16 protein-coding genes are annotated in these 15,760 nt (G+C 42.7%); 2 read left to right on the plus strand and 14 right to left on the minus strand.

What is annotated here, in order from left to right:
• Positions 1-101 precede the first annotated feature (101 nt).
• The 4 genes from MHB67_RS11020 to MHB67_RS11035 form a co-directional block, all read right to left on the minus strand.
• Entirely contained in the window at positions 102-824 is a 723-nt protein-coding gene (locus MHB67_RS11020; RefSeq protein WP_024422918.1) for an amino acid ABC transporter ATP-binding protein, read from the minus strand.
• Positions 817-1,473, minus strand: coding sequence for an amino acid ABC transporter permease (locus MHB67_RS11025; RefSeq protein ID WP_024422919.1), 657 nt, complete (start codon positions 1,471-1,473; stop codon positions 817-819). The genes MHB67_RS11020 and MHB67_RS11025 overlap by 8 nt, the downstream gene beginning before the upstream one ends.
• Positions 1,474-1,587: 114 nt before the next feature.
• Positions 1,588-2,352 (minus strand): transporter substrate-binding domain-containing protein, encoded by a 765-nt coding sequence (locus MHB67_RS11030; protein ID WP_024422920.1) that lies wholly within the window; start codon positions 2,350-2,352, stop codon positions 1,588-1,590.
• 195 nt (positions 2,353-2,547) lie between these two features.
• Positions 2,548-2,985: a BrxA/BrxB family bacilliredoxin gene (locus tag MHB67_RS11035; protein WP_024428021.1), complete on the minus strand. Its 438-nt coding sequence runs from the start codon at positions 2,983-2,985 to the stop codon at positions 2,548-2,550.
• A gap of 170 nt (positions 2,986-3,155) precedes the next feature.
• Between MHB67_RS11035 and MHB67_RS11040 the strand changes: the two genes are divergently transcribed.
• Positions 3,156-4,049, plus strand: a complete 894-nt coding sequence (locus tag MHB67_RS11040; RefSeq protein ID WP_212048519.1) for a YegS/Rv2252/BmrU family lipid kinase — start codon at positions 3,156-3,158, stop codon at positions 4,047-4,049.
• 14 nt (positions 4,050-4,063) lie between these two features.
• Here MHB67_RS11040 and MHB67_RS11045 read toward each other — a convergent pair whose 3' ends face one another.
• The 9 genes from MHB67_RS11045 to MHB67_RS11085 all read right to left on the minus strand — a co-directional run bounded on the left by MHB67_RS11045 (position 4,064) and on the right by MHB67_RS11085 (position 14,485).
• A complete protein-coding gene (locus tag MHB67_RS11045; RefSeq protein WP_024428019.1) occupies positions 4,064-4,357 on the minus strand; it encodes a YesK-like family protein in 294 nt (97 codons plus the stop codon).
• A 65-nt stretch (positions 4,358-4,422) separates the two neighbouring features.
• On the minus strand, positions 4,423-5,679 hold the full coding sequence (locus MHB67_RS11050; protein ID WP_212048521.1) for a dihydrolipoamide acetyltransferase family protein: 1,257 nt from the start codon (positions 5,677-5,679) through the stop codon (positions 4,423-4,425).
• A 19-nt stretch (positions 5,680-5,698) separates the two neighbouring features.
• On the minus strand, positions 5,699-6,682 hold the full coding sequence (locus tag MHB67_RS11055; protein ID WP_024422925.1) for an alpha-ketoacid dehydrogenase subunit beta: 984 nt from the start codon (positions 6,680-6,682) through the stop codon (positions 5,699-5,701).
• A gap of 12 nt (positions 6,683-6,694) precedes the next feature.
• Positions 6,695-7,687, minus strand: a complete 993-nt coding sequence (locus tag MHB67_RS11060) for a thiamine pyrophosphate-dependent dehydrogenase E1 component subunit alpha (protein WP_024422926.1) — start codon at positions 7,685-7,687, stop codon at positions 6,695-6,697.
• A gap of 17 nt (positions 7,688-7,704) precedes the next feature.
• Positions 7,705-9,129: a dihydrolipoyl dehydrogenase gene (gene lpdA, locus MHB67_RS11065; protein WP_024422927.1), complete on the minus strand. Its 1,425-nt coding sequence runs from the start codon at positions 9,127-9,129 to the stop codon at positions 7,705-7,707.
• Positions 9,119-10,246 (minus strand): butyrate kinase, encoded by a 1,128-nt coding sequence (gene buk / locus MHB67_RS11070; RefSeq protein WP_029706064.1) that lies wholly within the window; start codon positions 10,244-10,246, stop codon positions 9,119-9,121. Before buk ends, lpdA begins: the two co-directional genes overlap by 11 nt.
• Before the next feature lie 27 nt (positions 10,247-10,273).
• Positions 10,274-11,368: a branched-chain amino acid dehydrogenase gene (gene bcd, locus MHB67_RS11075; RefSeq protein WP_003215658.1), complete on the minus strand. Its 1,095-nt coding sequence runs from the start codon at positions 11,366-11,368 to the stop codon at positions 10,274-10,276.
• A 26-nt stretch (positions 11,369-11,394) separates the two neighbouring features.
• Positions 11,395-12,288: a phosphate butyryltransferase gene (gene yqiS / locus MHB67_RS11080; RefSeq protein WP_024422929.1), complete on the minus strand. Its 894-nt coding sequence runs from the start codon at positions 12,286-12,288 to the stop codon at positions 11,395-11,397.
• A 124-nt stretch (positions 12,289-12,412) separates the two neighbouring features.
• Entirely contained in the window at positions 12,413-14,485 is a 2,073-nt protein-coding gene (locus MHB67_RS11085; RefSeq protein ID WP_342492516.1) for a sigma-54-dependent Fis family transcriptional regulator, read from the minus strand.
• Between the two features lie 149 nt (positions 14,486-14,634).
• Between MHB67_RS11085 and MHB67_RS11090 the strand changes: the two genes are divergently transcribed.
• The gene (locus tag MHB67_RS11090; protein WP_024422931.1) at positions 14,635-14,871 is read left to right on the plus strand and encodes a DUF2627 domain-containing protein; all 237 of its coding nucleotides are present in this window, start codon (positions 14,635-14,637) and stop codon (positions 14,869-14,871) included.
• A 36-nt stretch (positions 14,872-14,907) separates the two neighbouring features.
• On the opposite strand, the gene MHB67_RS11095 is transcribed toward MHB67_RS11090, so the two are convergent.
• A complete protein-coding gene (locus MHB67_RS11095) occupies positions 14,908-15,645 on the minus strand; it encodes a glycerophosphodiester phosphodiesterase (RefSeq protein ID WP_024422932.1) in 738 nt (245 codons plus the stop codon).
• Positions 15,646-15,760: the final 115 nt, after the last annotated feature.

The following is a 15,760-nucleotide window of genomic DNA, read 5'->3' on the forward strand; positions in this document are numbered from 1 at the left end:
TGTCTTGTTTCCATTCACTTTTGTGAAATGATGAACTTTTTTTACTTTCCCCATTATAATCAAAAAAAGAAGGAGATGTTAAGTCTCCTTCTCTTATTTCTTTATAATATTTTTTGTAAAAAGTCTTTTGCGCGCTGTGAAGACGGTGATTCAAAAAATTGCACAGGGTTTGCATCCTCTACAATTTTCCCATCATCCATAAAGATCACGCGGTCAGCCACTTCTTTTGCAAAGCCCATTTCATGTGTGACGATAACGAGTGTCATTCCAGATTGAGCCAGCTCTTTCATGACCTCTAATACTTCCTTGACCATTTCTGGATCTAGAGCAGACGTTGGTTCGTCAAACAGCATAATGTCTGGTGTCATCGCAAGCGCACGCGCAATCGCTACACGCTGCTTTTGACCGCCTGACAGACGGTTCGGGAAATCATCTTTTTTCTCTAAAAGCCCTACCTTTTTGAGCAGGTCTTCAGCTTGCTTGATGCTGTCTTCCTTCGATTGATTCTTCACATTCATTGGCGCATACGTGATATTTTCCAGCACCGTTTTATGCGGGAACAGATGGAAATGCTGAAACACCATTCCGATGTTCTCACGCACTTTTAGTGCATTCGTTTTTGGATTGGTGATTTCGGTGTCCTTAATCGTAATGACACCAGAAGTCGGCTTTTCAAGTAAATTCATGCAGCGGAGGAACGTCGATTTTCCTGAACCAGATGGTCCAATAACCGCAACAACTTCCCCTTCTTTAATGGTGGTGTCGATCCCCTTTAAAACTTCGTTTTTACCAAAAGATTTTGTGAGTTTCTCTATTTTAATCATTTGATTTTAACTTCCTTTCCACCGATTTGCCGACAAAGGTGAGAACAAGCACGATGACATAATAGATAAGACCCGCAAAAATAAGCGGTTCAAGATAATTATACGTGACGGCCCCTGCTTGATAGGCTCGTCTCATGACATCACCCAGTCCGATGACTGTTACAATCGCTGATTCTTTTGTCAGTGTAATCGTCTCATTCACAAGTGCAGGTGAAATATTTTTAAACGCCTGCGGAAGCAATAGGTCCTTCATCATTTTAGCATAAGGGATGCCTAAAGCAACGGCTGCTTCTTTTTGACCTTTATCAATGGCATTAATACCCGCACGAATAATTTCAGATACGTATGCCGCCGAGTTGAGTGAAAATGCCGCTACAGCAGCCCAGTATTGGTCGATTTGAAACCCAAGAAGCTGAGGCAGACCAAAATAAATAATGAGCAATTGAAGCACAAGCGGTGTGCCTCGGAAAATTGACGTATAAAAATCTGCAAGCCAAATGAGCGGTTTAAACACACTAATTTTACAAAGCGTTAATAAAATTCCTAAGATAAATCCAAGTAAAAGGGATACCACTACTATAGAAAGCGTGACCTTAAGTCCTTCTAGAATAAAGGGCATCTGAGGTATTACATCTTTAAAATCAAACATGACATTCTCCTTTTTTCTGCCTTTATACAAAACAGGAAAAAAGTTCAACATGAGTTGAACTTTTCAGCGCTTTTCTACTTGATTTTCTGGAATGACGCTGATCCTTTTCCTGACTTACTTTTCATCAGCAAACCATTTTTTAATTAATTTATCAAGTTCGCCATTATCTTTCATTTCTTTTAATGATTTATTAAATTTCGCTGTTAAGTCGCTGTTTTTCTTGAATGCAATGGCTGAACCTTCGTTTGAGCTGTTCAATCCAAATGCTTGGAAGTCTTTTTCCTTTTTCAAGTAACCAGCAGCTACTTTATCTTCAATAATTGCTGCATCAAAACGGCCTGCTTTAATCTCTTGAATGATATCAGAAATTTTATTACGGTCTTCAACTGTTAGGTTATATTTCTTTTGCAGTCCATTTGCTTCATCCTGTTGAATGGAACCTAATTGAACGCCGACTGTTTTGTCTTTTAAATCTTTCTCTGCCTTAATACCGCTAGATTTCTTTGATACAACCAAGTTTTTAGCATTGTAATAAACATCAGAGAAATCAACTTGCTTTTTACGTTTTTCTGTAGGTGTCATTCCTGCAAGGACAATATCAGCTTTGTTTGTTTTGAGGGCTGATACAAGGCTAGCAAAGTCCATATCTTGAATTTCTAGCTTGTAGCCGTTCTTTTTCGCTAGTGCTGTTGCAAGATCTACATCAAAACCGACAATTTTATCTCCGTCTTTTGATTCAAATGGCGGATAATCTGCTGATGTCGCCATAACGAGTGTCTTGTCATCTCCTGATGCGTTTGAATTATTAGAAGAAGTTCCGCATGCTGCGAGTGCAGCTGCAAGACCAGCTGTCATAAGTAATAATAACCACTTTTTCATATGATGATGCCTCCCAGTATTTAAAATCATGTATTGATTTGAATATTTATTCACTATAATGTATTTTAAACACTTTCTTTTTAAGATGCAATAGTATTTTGCTAAAATTATTTTGATTCTTTTGTCTTATAAAACAAAAAGCAGACCGATCTAAAGACCGGACTGCTTTATATTTATTCAACCAAAAGTCATATGTTAGATTTCTTCGCAATGCTCATCAAAAGCGGCTTGTAGTTTTGAAACGACTTCCATTGGCTCGTGCCCTTCAATTTCATGACGCTCGACCATTTTGATGATTTTTCCATCTTTTAATAAGGCAAAAGATGGTGAAGATGGCGGGAAGCCTTCAAAGTATTCACGCGCTCTTGCTGTTGCCTCTTTGTCCTGCCCAGCAAACACTGTCAGCAATTGATCTGGACGCTTATCGTAATGAACAGAATAGCCGGCAGCTGGTCTTGCAATACCGCCTGCACAGCCGCATACTGAATTCACCATGACAAGTGCCGTTCCTTTTTTAGTCAGTGCTTCGTCAACTTCTTCAGCTGACGTGAGCTCAGTGTAGCCTGCCTGCTTAATTTCTTCTCTCGCTTGTTTCACAATATCATTCATAAATAAATTAAAATCAATATTCATGTCCGTCCACTCCTTTTGCGTACCAAAACCATTTTAAATCCATCATATCAAGGAAAACGCCTGCGGGCAAATGTGTTGTCTTTTCCTCCCGCCTCTTTTTCCAAACATCGTTTATGAGCTTTCAAATTGGGGAAAAGTGATGATAAAGAGACGAAAGGGAGAACTGCGTGATGGCACAATTCAAAAAAGCGATGCTCATTTATAATGGAAATGCTGGACAAAAAAACATGGAAAAAACACTCGGTCAAACAGTGCCTCTTCTTTCTCTACATATTGATGAACTCATTTTGAAACCAACAAAGCAGCCAAATGATGCTTATGATTTCTGCCGCCAAATTGATGAGACGGTGGAATTGCTCATCATATTAGGCGGAGATGGTACCGTGCATGAATGCATGAACGGCATTGGCGGTTTAGAAAAAAGGCCCACTGTAGCGATATTACCAGGCGGGACATGCAATGATTTTTCTAGAACACTAGGTATTCCTCAACAAATGCAGAAAGCCGCTCAAATGATTGTAGACGGCAAAGAGAAAAAGGTCGACTTAATCAAAGCAGAAGATCGATACGTGTTAAACTTTTGGGGAATTGGGCTGATCGCAGATACGTCCAACAATATTAACGACAAGGAAAAAGCCGTACTCGGCAAAATCAGCTACTTCACAAGTGCGCTGCGCACCTTGCAGCAAACAGATCCTTTTCACGTACGTATTGAGACAGAAGAGGAAAGCTGGGAAGAGGAAGCCGTCATCGTTCTTGTCATGAATGGACATTTTATCGGTACAAATAAAATTGATTTGCCTCATGCAGCCATTGATGATGGAAAAGCAGAAATCTTAATTTGCAGAAATACGAGTTTCTCTGCTTTAAAAGAAATCTTCTCAATGAACCGGGAAGAGCTGGAGGATTTCACCGGCGATCTGTCTCTCATTCAATCGTCCAGTATTCATATCCACACAAAAGAGGAAATGGATGCTGATACAGATGGTGAAGTTTATATGACGGCCCCCTCTTCTTTAGAAGTGTTAAAACAACATTTGACCTTTATTGTTCCAGCAGAATAAAAAAATGCCCGACATTATTTTGATTCGGGCGTTTTTTTGATATAGCGTCTGTATAAATATTCAAGTGCATATCCGAGAAGTGTCCCGGCGAGAAGTGATATTCCTAAAAAGCTATTGGCTGCTCCCTTAAACCCGCCGACAATCAGCAGACAGTACACGATTTGAATGATTGAAACGATCGATATGATAAGCAGTAATCGTTCAGGATGATTGCGTGATTTAGAAATGTACCGCAGAAAAGCGAAGGCAATCGCTGTGATAAACATGAGACCAATCGTGAGAAAAGCAAAAAAATCTAGTCCAGACATATCATCGCTCCTTTCTCCTAGATGTGGAAATCCCCCTCTCATACCGGGAGGGGGAAAATATTGTTTTAATAAACAGATGTCTGCTCGTCGATGCCTTCAAGGATTTGTTTAATTCGCTGAAGGAATCTGCCGCATACAAGACCATCTAGTACTCTGTGATCTAATGAAAGACAAAGATTGACCATGTCTCTTGCCGCAATCATTCCGTTTACTATCATTGGACGCTTCACGATCGATTCTACTTGTAAAATCGCCGCTTGCGGATAATTAATGATTCCCATAGATTGTACTGAACCAAATGATCCCGTGTTGTTGACAGTGAAGGTACCGCCTTCCATATCACTTTGCTTGAGCGTTCCTTGTCTCACCTTAGACGCCAGCTCATGAATTTCTTTGGCAATGCCCTTAATGGTCTTTTCATCCGCATCCTTAATGACTGGAACAAAAAGCGCGTCATCTGTAGCGACAGCAATCGAAACATTGATTGCTTTCTTTTGCACAATTTTATCTCCGGCCCACATGCTGTTCATTTCAGGGAATTCCTTTAAGGCCTGAGCCACTGCTTTGACAAAGAACGCAAAGAACGTTAAGTTAAAGCCTTCTTTTGCTTTAAACTGATCCTTCAGCTGATTTCTTCTTGTCACTAGATTTGTCACATCGACTTCCATCATCGTCCAAGCATGCGGAATTTCATGTTTGCTTCTCAGCATATTGGCCGCAATTGCCTGACGGATCGGCGTGACTGGCAGCTCAACATCACCAGGCATAGAAGGGACGGCAGGTGCCGCTTTTGCTTGAGAAGACTGCGCAGGCTCCGGTTGAACGGCACGTTCATTGACAGGTGCTGTCTTCTCTTTAACGCCGCCGTTTTCAATGAGCTGCAGCAAATCTTTTCTAGTGATTCGGCCGCCTGCTCCCGTACCTTGAACAGCCGCTAAATCAATGCCATGTTCATCTGCTAAACGAAGAACGGCTGGAGAGTAACGTTTCTTTTGGCTTTGATTCTCATTTGTTTGATCTTCTTCAGGCGCTTCGCTTTGCTCAGGTGCTGCTTCTTCTTTCTCGCTCTGCTGCTCGCTTCCTTCTATCTCAATTTCACAGAACACTTCTCCTACTTGCAGCGTTTCGCCTTCCTCAGCCGATAGCTTTGTAATCGTTCCTGTAAAAGATGACGGAACTTCTGCGTTCACTTTATCTGTCATGACTTCCGCAATCGGATCGTATTTATTCACATGATCGCCAGGTGAAACGAGCCATTTGCTAATGGTTCCTTCTGTTACACTTTCACCTAGCTGAGGCATTTTCATTTGTTCAATTGCCACTTTGAAACCCTCCTCTTTCTTAAAACGCCGCCAGCTCTCTCATTTCAGCTTCTACCTTATCCGGGTTGACCATGAAGAATTTCTCCATTGTCGGCGCATAAGGCATTGCCGGAATATCTGGTCCTGCCAGGCGTTTGATTGGTGCGTCTAAATCAAATAAGCAATGCTCCGAAATGATCGCCGCAACCTCACTCATGATGCTGCCTTCTTTTGTATCTTCTGTTAACAGAAGCACTTTACCTGTTTTAGAAGCCGCTTCTATAATCGCTTCCTGATCAAGCGGGTACACTGTTCTCAAATCGAGAATATGAGCGGAAATGCCGTCTTTTGCAAGGCGGTCTGCTGCTTGTAGCGCAAAATGGACACAAAGGCCATATGTAATGACCGTGATATCATCGCCTTCACGCTTCACATCTGCTTTTCCAATCGGAAGAGTGTAATCCTCTTCAGGCACTTCTCCTTTAATCAGACGGTATGCACGTTTATGTTCAAAGAACAATACAGGATCTGGATCACGCACTGCAGCCTTTAAAAGACCTTTGACATCATAAGGTGTAGAAGGCATCACAATCTTCAAACCAGGCTGGTTAGCAAAAATGGCTTCGACCGATTGTGAATGATAAAGTGCCCCGTGTACTCCGCCCCCGTAAGGTGCGCGGATGACCATTGGACAGCTCCAATCATTATTTGATCGGTATCTAATTTTTGCAGCCTCTGAAATGATTTGGTTGATTGCAGGCATAATAAAATCCGCAAATTGCATTTCTGCAATTGGGCGCATTCCATACATCGCTGCCCCAATACCTACACCCGCAATGGCTGATTCTGCAAGAGGTGTATCCATGACGCGCGCTTCTCCGAATTGCTCGTAAAGACCCGCTGTCGCTTTAAATACGCCGCCTTTTTTCCCGACATCCTCTCCGAGCACAAACACTTTCGGATCTCGCTCCATTTCTTCTTTCATCGCCAGTGTAATAGCGTCTATATATGACATAACAGGCATTTTTCTTCCCCCTTACTCCGCATACACGTAACGAAGTGCGCTTTCTGCATCAGCATAAGCCGCGTTTTCCGCTTCATCAGTAGCTTCGTTTACGATTTGCATGATTTCTTTTGTCATCTCTTCTTTCATTTCAGAAGTCATGACGTTTCCTTCGATTAAATACGTTTCATATTGGATGAGCGGATCTTTCTTTCTTGCTTCAAGCACTTCTTCTTTTTCTCGATAGCTTGAATCATCGTCATCACTTGAATGCGCAGTTAAACGGTAAGAGATTGTTTCAATCAATGTCGGGCCTTCGCCTCTAGCCGCACGGTCTCTCGCCTCTTTGACAGCGGCATATACTTCAAGCGGATCATTTCCATCTACAGTGACGCCTGGCATCCCATATCCTACCGCACGATCTGAAATGCGTTCGCAGGCTACTTGTTTATCATATGGCACGGAAATCGCATACTTATTGTTTTCACACATGAAAATAACAGGCAGTTTATGCACAGCAGCGAAGTTAGCGCCTTCGTGAAAATCTCCTTGGTTTGATGAGCCTTCACCGAACGTGACAAAGCTGACAAAGTTTTTCTGCTCTAATCGTCCAGCAAGGGCAATTCCCACCGCGTGAGGAACCTGCGTTGTTACAGGCGAAGAGCCGGTCACAATTCGATTTGCCCTTTGCCCAAAATGCCCTGGCATTTGTCTTCCGCCTGAGTTTGGATCGTCTTGTTTTGCGAAACCAGACATCATTAAATCTTTTGCTGTCATCCCAAAAGCAAGGACAACCCCCATATCACGATAGTAAGGTAAGACGTAATCTTCTTCTCTATTAAGAGCAAATGCAGCACCGACTTGCTGCGCTTCCTGCCCTTGACAAGAAATGACGAATGGAATTTTCCCGGAACGGTTTAAAAGCCACATCCGTTCATCGATTTTCCTTGCTAGAAGCATTGTTCTGTATATATCAATTGCTTGTTCATCTGATAATCCTAATTCCTGATGACGCATGTTACTCATCATGTTTCCCTCCTTGATTAAAAATGGATCGCCTTCCCGTCAACAGCAAGGGCTGCCTCGCCAATCGCCTCTGATAAGGTCGGATGCGGGTGTATCGTCTGCCCCACTTCCCACGGGGTTGCATCAAGTACTTTGGCTAATCCAGCTTCAGATATCATATCTGTTACATGAGGACCAATCATATGAATTCCTAAAATATCATCTGTCTTTTGATCGGCAATGATTTTGACGAATCCATCAGACTCCCCGTACACAAGTGCTTTTCCAATCGCCATAAATGGGAATTTCCCTATTTTGACTTCAAAGCCCTGCTCTTTTGCCGCCTGTTCAGTGAGTCCAACACTAGCGGTTTCTGGGTGAGAGTAAACACATTTAGATACGAGCGTTTCATCGAGCGGCTTTGGATCTTTCCCAGCCATATGTTCTACAGCAATCATCCCTTCGTGAGAAGCGACATGTGCCAGCTGAAGCCCGCCGATGACATCTCCTATTGCGTAAATATGTGATTCTTTCGTTTGATAATGTTCATTTACGACAATGCCTTGTTTTTCGGTTTGGATGTCCGTGTTTTCAAGACCTATGCCTTCGATATTAGGTACTCTGCCGACTGAAAGAAGGAGTTTTTCCGCTTCAAACGTCTGAATGTCTCCATCCTTTTCCGCTTGAATTGTCACGAGATTTCCCTGCTTTTCTACGCTATCTGGCAGTACCTTCGCATTAGTCACAAAAGTGATGCCTTTTTTAGATAATAGCTTTTCCATTTCTTTAGAAATGTCATGATCCTCTGTTGGCAAAATGCGGTCTGCAAACTCAAGCACAGTGACGTTCACACCAAAATCATTGAGCATGGAAGCCCACTCGATTCCGATCACTCCGCCCCCCACAATTAGCATTGACTGCGGAAGCTCTGGCAGTTCAAGTGCATCATCTGAAGTGAGGATGTGTGTTCCATCTGCTTCAAGCCCTGGCAGCACACGCGGTCTTGATCCTGTCGCGATGATGACCTGCTTTGGAATGAGCATTTCATTTTCCTCTCCATTTGCCATTTCTACGGAGATCGTTCCTGGCATTGGCGAAAAGATAGATGGGCCAAGAATACGGCCGATTCCTTCATATACATCAATTTTTCCTTGTTTCATTAAATGTTTGACGCCGCCTGCTAGTTTTTCGACGATCTCTGTTTTTCTTTTCTGCACATTGGCAAATTGCAAGGCAACGCCTCCTGCCTCAACACCAAAATCAGCTGCGCGTTTGACGGTTTGATAAACTTCTGCACTTCTGAGCAGCGCTTTAGACGGGATGCAGCCTTTATGAAGACATGTTCCGCCGAGCTTTTCTTTTTCTACAACTGCTGTTTTCAATCCAAGCTGTGAGGCACGGATGGCCGCTACATAGCCGCCTGTGCCTCCACCAAGAATGACGAGGTCATATTCAGTTGCCATGACTTGTCACTCCTTTCTTTTCCTGTTGATCATTTGGGTATTCTTTCGGTGATTCTTCTTCTTTTAAAATGCGAAGCGCACCTTCTGCTAACGATTGCAGCTCATTTTCACCTGGAAACACGACAACATCTGAAATCCAGTCAATATAGCCGCGAATACTTGACGTAATTTGTTTGCTGTATGCAAGTCCGCCTGTTAATACAATGACGTCAACTGCTCCTTTTAAGACAGCGCTAGCCGCACCAATTTCCTTGGCAATCTGATAGCACATCGCTTCATAAATGAGCGTCGCCCGCTCATCACCCGCTTCAATCATGCGTTCCACTTTCACAGCGTCTGTCGTGCCAAGATAGCCCGCAAGCCCGCCTTCACCAATAATGCGTTTGAGCATTTCTTCTTGGGTATACTCCCCCGAAAAACAAAGATTCACAAGATCACCTGTCGGCAGGGTTCCCGCACGCTCTGGGCTGAAAGGACCTTCGCCATGCAGACCGTTATTCACATCGATGACTTTTCCTTTTTCATGAACACCAATGGTGATACCGCCGCCCATATGAGTAATAATCATGTTCAAATCTTCGTAACTTTTTCCAAAAGAAGCCGCTGTTTTTCTTGCGACTGCTTTTTGATTTAATGCATGAAAAATGCTTTTTCTTTCGATCGTTGGCAGCCCTGAAATACGAGCAATTGGTTTTAGTTCATCCACTACAACTGGATCGACAATAAAAGCCGGGATATTCAGGCCAAGTGCAATTTCTCTCGCGATGATTCCACCGAGATTGGATGCGTGCTGGCCGGCATATCCTTCTTTTAGGTCTTTCACCATTTGCTCATTGACTTCATATGTGCCTCCTTCAATCGGACGAAGGAGACCGCCGCGCGCACAGACTGCATCAAACTTTGAGATATTCATCCCCTGTTCATGAAGTGTTTTCAAAATGGTTTCTTTACGGAATGAAAATTGATCAATGATATGAGGAAACTGCTTTAATTCCTCATCTGTATGTCTAAGTGTCGTTTCAAAAATAGAACGTTCATTATGAAACACACCGATTTTTGTTGAAGTAGAGCCAGGATTAATCGTGAGAATACGCCATTCTTTTGTCAGCAAAAACAAAACCTCCGTTTCAACTCATTCTTCAAATTAGCGACGGCTTAAAATATGTTGACCATTTTGCAAGAATTGACTTCTTGATTTGCGCATTCTTTCAATTCGCTCTTCAGCCAATCGGTCTGCCGCTTTATAAGTTGGAATGGCATCACGGTTTGAAATTTCAATTACACGTTCAATATTTTGATAAATGCCTTCGACCTTTTTCATCGCACGATCTGCATTATAGCCATAAAGCTCATCAGCAACGTTAATCACACCGCCTGCATTGATCACATAGTCAGGAGCATATACAATACCCATCTCATGGATAAGGTCTCCGTGATGCGTTTCTCTTAGCTGGTTATTTGCAGCACCTGCAATTACCTTTGCTTTTAACTTAGGAATGGTCACATCGTTAATGGTTGCACCAAGTGCGCACGGTGCATAAATATCACATGCTTGATCATAAATATCGTCAGGGTCAACTGCTTTTGCGCCAAAGTCTTCAACAGCTCGTTTGACAGAGTCTTTGTTGATATCTGTGACAATGAGCTGCGCGCCTTCTTCATGCAGATGTTTACACAAGTTGTAAGCGACATTTCCTACGCCTTGGACGGCAATTGTTTTTCCTTCTAATGAATCGGTCCCAAATGCAGCTTTGGCAGCGGCTTTCATCCCTTTGTATACACCGTAAGCAGTGACCGGAGACGGATTTCCAGAAGAACCAAATGCAGGAGAGATCCCTGTAACAAAATCGGTTTCTTCATGAATGAGATCCATGTCTTCTACCGTTGTACCGACATCTTCTGCTGTAATATAGCGGCCATTCAGCCCTTGAATGTAACGACCAAATGCACGGAACATTTCTTCATTTTTGTCTTTTCTCGGATCACCGATGATGACCGTTTTTCCGCCGCCAAGATTAAGTCCTGCTGCCGCGTTTTTATAAGTCATTCCTCTCGCTAGACGCAGTGCATCCTCAATGGCTGCTTCTTCGTTTTCATACGTCCACATTCTCGTTCCGCCTAGTGCAGGTCCAAGTGTTGTATCATGAATCGCAATAATGGCTTTTAAACCAGACTGCTCATCCTGACAAAATACAAGCTGTTCATAATCGTATCGTTCCATATATTTAAAAAGTTCCATCGTGTTATTCCTCCTATTACTTCCGCTTAATTTGATGTACAGATGGCAAGCGCAATTGAATAAAGCTTACTTTCGGCTGAATCAGACCGGCTTGTTAAAGCAATCGGCGCCTTCGCTCCTGCCACCACAGCTCCCACCTTCGCATGTGCAAAGTAGATGAGAGATTTATAAAGAATGTTTCCTGCCTCAATTGTTGGCACAAGCAAAATATCTGCATGGCCGGCTACATCACTCGTAATATTTTTATGAGAAGCTGCCGTTTGAGAAATGGCATTATCTAAAGCAAGAGGCCCATCAATCAGGCAGCCAGAAATTTGCCCGCGCCGATTCATTTGCGCAAGACTTGCCGCAGTCAAAGTTGAATCCATTGCCGGATTCACGACCTCCACCGCAGAGAGCACTGCAACCTTTGGCATGTCGTTTCCGACAGCTTGTGCTACTTGAACAGAGTTGATCGTAATCTCTTTCAGCATATTTAAATCGGGCGCGATGTTCATCGCAGAATCCGTGACATAAATAAAGCGGTCAAAGCCCGGTACTTCAAATGCCGCAACATGCGATAGGACACTTGTCGTCCTGAGCCCATATTCTTTATTCAGTACCGCTTTTAAAAGAACGGCTGTCGGGACATGCCCCTTCATCAAAATATCTGCATGCTTCTCGCTCACTGCCTGAACGGCAATTTTGGCAGATTCTTCGGGAGAATCTGAATGAATAATATCGATCCAGTCCTCATTGATTTCATGCTGCTTCACTAGCTCCTTCAGGTTGCGTTTGTTCCCAACCAGGAGAAAGCGAGCGACCTTTCGCTTAATTGCCATCTTGATGGCATGAAGCACTTCTTCGTCTTCTGCATGAGCCACAGCCGCCGTTTTATTCTGCAGCTGGGCGGCTTTCATAATCAGATCGTCAAGCTTCATATATGCCCACCTTTCCTTGTGCTCGGTTCATATTTTATATGCAAGTTCCGTGCCAGTTTGAAATGCAGTGAATATGAGGCAATTCGCATGACATTCGTGCAATCTTTTGCAGGTAACATGCATTTTATTGCATGCTATCTTTTGCAAGTTGATATTTGTCCATTTTATAGTAAAGGTTCCGAATGCTGATCCCTAACGTTTTCGCTGTTTTCGTGCGATTGAATTGATGCTTTTCAAGGGTTTGTTTAATCAGCTGCGCTTCAAATGCCTCAACAGCATCCGAAAGCGCCTCTCCCTCAAATTGACTGACAGTCAGTTCCTGCTGCTCTTTTTCTTCCTGATCTTCTGACTCCATGAAAGAAATATGCCCTTCATCAATCCATTCTTCTTGCGGGTTCAAAAAGATCATGGCTCGTCCAAGTACATTTTCAAGCTCTCTTACGTTTCCTGGCCACTTATATGATCGCAGTCTATTAAGTGCCTGTTCCGTTAACCCGCTCACGTTCCGTCCATAGTCTAAATTGATCTTTTGGATGAGACGTTTGCTTAACGAGTCAATATCCTCAAGGCGCTGCCTTAGCGGCGGGATGGAGATCGGGTATCTGTTCATTCGATAATATAAATCTTCTCTGAACTTTCCTTCCGCCATCGCTTTTTCAATATTGACATTTGTCGCCGTGATCACACGAACATCGACCGGTATAGCCTTTGTTCCGCCTACCCTTACTATTTCTTTCTCCTGCATCACACGAAGCAGCTTCGCCTGTGTACTTGGCGTCATTTCGCCAATTTCATCTAAAAAAATGCTGCCTTGATTCGCCTCTTCAAACAGCCCTTTTTTCCCGCCTCGCCTTGCACCAGAAAACGCTCCTTCTTCATAGCCAAAAAGCTCTGACTCTAAAAGGGTCTCAGATAAGGCTGCACAGTTGACCCGTACAAAGCGATTATATTTCCGGTCACTTTCATTATGAATAGCGTGCGCAAACAGCTCTTTTCCAGTACCTGATTCTCCCCGGAGTAAAATGGTGGCTGGCGTTTTCGCGCCTAGCTTCGCCTGCTCAAGCGCCACAAGCATTTGCTCACTCTCTCCAATGATGTCTTCAAATGTGTACTTTGCTTCAAGTGTACGGATGAGCTGCCTTGCTTTATTTAATTCATTTGTGAGTGATTGAATTTCTGATACGTCATGAATGACCCCGACACTGCCTTTTAAAATGCCATCAACAATGACTGGCGCTACGTTGACAATCACATCTTTTTTATTCGGTCCGACTTTCATTCTGACGCCTCGAACGGGTCTCCTTGTTTCAAGTACCTTCAAATGCATGCTTTCTCCTTCAGAAATATCTGCACCTGCTGGTTTCCCCACAACTTCTTTATCTGTTAATCCAGTCATTTTCGTATAAGCCCGGTTGATTAAGATCCCTTTTCCCTGCTCATCAACAACTGATATGGCTTCATCCGACGATTGAATGATCGCCTCCAGCATCGTTCGCACTTCTTTAAGATTGGTTACTTCCTCCGCAAGCTCAACGGCATCTGTAATATCTTTAAAGATGGATAAAGCACCTAGCATTCTCCCCGCGTCATCAATAATTGGCAAACGCGTTGTAACAATTTGTATTTGCTGATTCAGAAATTGTTTTTGATTAAATTCTGGCTCTCTCGATCTTAAAATGTCGGGAAGCTTTGTATTTGGGATCACTTCTCGTATATGACGGCCAATCGCATCTTTTTGCGAACATCCAACCATTTTGGCCGCTGATCGATTAAACAGGACGACTTCTTCATTCATGTTTATAAAAATCATCCCGTCGTTCGTTGCATTAAAAATGCGGTCATGCTTATAGGTTTGTTCCTTTAACATTTGGATTAGCTGCTGTTTTTCTGACATTAATTCTGATATCACGTAAGCCATTGAACTTGGAACAATGACTGCGTGTTCTGGCTTTTTTTCAATCAGTTCTTTCAGCACTGCTGAACTGCCTGTTGTTTCAATGATGATATCAATGTCATCTTTTATGTATTCTTTCCAATCCGTTGTCGTATCAATTCCATTCTTTTTCGCTTCTACCATCCCCGGTGCCTCAAGATCAAGGTCGGCAATCGCAATGATTTGAATCGTATTTGTTTTCAGCAATGTTTCAAGCAATGCTGATCCACCCTGTCCTGCACCGACAATCAAGACTCTCTGCATCCCGTTACCCCTTTATATGAAAAAATTTGCACACCATATTTTTCCGTTGCAAAAAATTGCACAACTCTTATATTACCACGTTTTCCTTTCTTGACAAAATATTTTTTGAATTAGACAATGGAAGTAAATGACGTTTAAGGGGACATTTGATGGGGAGAATACTTGCACTAGTGATTATTTTAATACCTGGCGCGCTTGCAGCACTTGGGATTAAGCTGCTGCGTGACACTGTTTTCGGCATCATCATTGCACCATTTCCATATTTATGGCTGCAAGGAATTGCAGGGTTGTTATTTTTAGGGGGAGGTCTTTATGTAGTGGCTGGCTTTATTTTATATAGAGACCGTAAACGAAATAAAGTGACTGCTCGCTTTAAGCAGAGATAAAACGTGAAAAAAGACCCGCTGATTTAGAGCAGGTCTTTATTTCATTTCTTCTCTTATTTTTACGGCTCGGTCAGGAAAATCAGTAAAAATGCCATCGACACCTAAGGAAAACATGTTTTTCATTTGCTTTTCACTATTTACTGTAAACGGTCTGATCACTTGCTGAGATGCATGGAGAGCTGCCACAACCTCCTTGGTCACGCCTGCCCCCTTAATATTTGGATGATAGCCTCTTGCTGGTACTGTTTTTATATACATCTCCGGCTGATGAATCACATCCATTGTGAGAACAGCAAGTTCAACATGCGGCATGAGTTTGTGAAAAAGAGCTAAACTGCCGTGATGAAACGATGAAACAAGTACACGGTCTTCTATTTGAAAATGCTCGATTTGTTTTTTTACTTTCTCTTCGATCCCCGGATATCGATAAATGGAGTTTTTTAGTTCAATATTGATAATCAATGATGATTGCTGCGTCACTAGCTCTAATACTTCCTCCAAAAGAGGAATGGATACAGCACCGGTTTCTTCGTAGAAAGAATGACTCGCATCTCCCGCTTTTAATTCTTCATATGTATGGTCTTTCACTAAACCTTTCATGTTCGTTGTTCTGTTCAATTTCTCATCGTGAATGACAGCAAGTCTGCCGTCTTTCGTCAGCTGAACATCCAGCTCAATTCCGTCAGCTCCCGAATGGAGTGCATGCTCGAAGGCTATCATGGTGTTTTCAGGATAAATGCCTTTAAAGCCTCTGTGTGCAAAAATTTTCGTCATAGGTCACCTCTAAATATGATGCTTCCTTACATTATGACGTGTCTTTTTTCGTTTTTCCAGTTTTGAGCGCATAAAAAAACCTCTTCTGATTCATACGAAGAGGTTGACAGATAAA

This window comes from Bacillus sp. FSL H8-0516, from assembly GCF_038635285.1.
GTDB lineage: Bacteria > Bacillota > Bacilli > Bacillales > Bacillaceae > Bacillus > Bacillus safensis.

Bases quoted from the DNA above. Each gene is read 5' to 3' on its own strand.
- lpdA (WP_024422927.1), bottom strand. From the start codon at position 9,129: ATGGCAACTGAATATGACCTCGTCATTCTTGGTGGAGGCACAGGCGGC.
- MHB67_RS11040 (WP_212048519.1), top strand. From the start codon at position 3,156: ATGGCACAATTCAAAAAAGCGATGCTCATTTATAATGGAAATGCTGGA.
- MHB67_RS11095 (WP_024422932.1), bottom strand. From the start codon at position 15,645: ATGACGAAAATTTTTGCACACAGAGGCTTTAAAGGCATTTATCCTGAA.
- MHB67_RS11090 (WP_024422931.1), top strand. From the start codon at position 14,635: ATGGGGAGAATACTTGCACTAGTGATTATTTTAATACCTGGCGCGCTT.
- MHB67_RS11085 (WP_342492516.1), bottom strand. From the start codon at position 14,485: ATGCAGAGAGTCTTGATTGTCGGTGCAGGACAGGGTGGATCAGCATTG.
- MHB67_RS11045 (WP_024428019.1), bottom strand. From the start codon at position 4,357: ATGTCTGGACTAGATTTTTTTGCTTTTCTCACGATTGGTCTCATGTTT.
- MHB67_RS11020 (WP_024422918.1), bottom strand. From the start codon at position 824: ATGATTAAAATAGAGAAACTCACAAAATCTTTTGGTAAAAACGAAGTT.
- MHB67_RS11060 (WP_024422926.1), bottom strand. From the start codon at position 7,687: ATGAGTAACATGCGTCATCAGGAATTAGGATTATCAGATGAACAAGCA.
- yqiS (WP_024422929.1), bottom strand. From the start codon at position 12,288: ATGAAGCTTGACGATCTGATTATGAAAGCCGCCCAGCTGCAGAATAAA.
- MHB67_RS11035 (WP_024428021.1), bottom strand. From the start codon at position 2,985: ATGAATATTGATTTTAATTTATTTATGAATGATATTGTGAAACAAGCG.
- MHB67_RS11025 (WP_024422919.1), bottom strand. From the start codon at position 1,473: ATGTTTGATTTTAAAGATGTAATACCTCAGATGCCCTTTATTCTAGAA.
- MHB67_RS11030 (WP_024422920.1), bottom strand. From the start codon at position 2,352: ATGAAAAAGTGGTTATTATTACTTATGACAGCTGGTCTTGCAGCTGCA.
- MHB67_RS11055 (WP_024422925.1), bottom strand. From the start codon at position 6,682: ATGCCTGTTATGTCATATATAGACGCTATTACACTGGCGATGAAAGAA.
- bcd (WP_003215658.1), bottom strand. From the start codon at position 11,368: ATGGAACTTTTTAAATATATGGAACGATACGATTATGAACAGCTTGTA.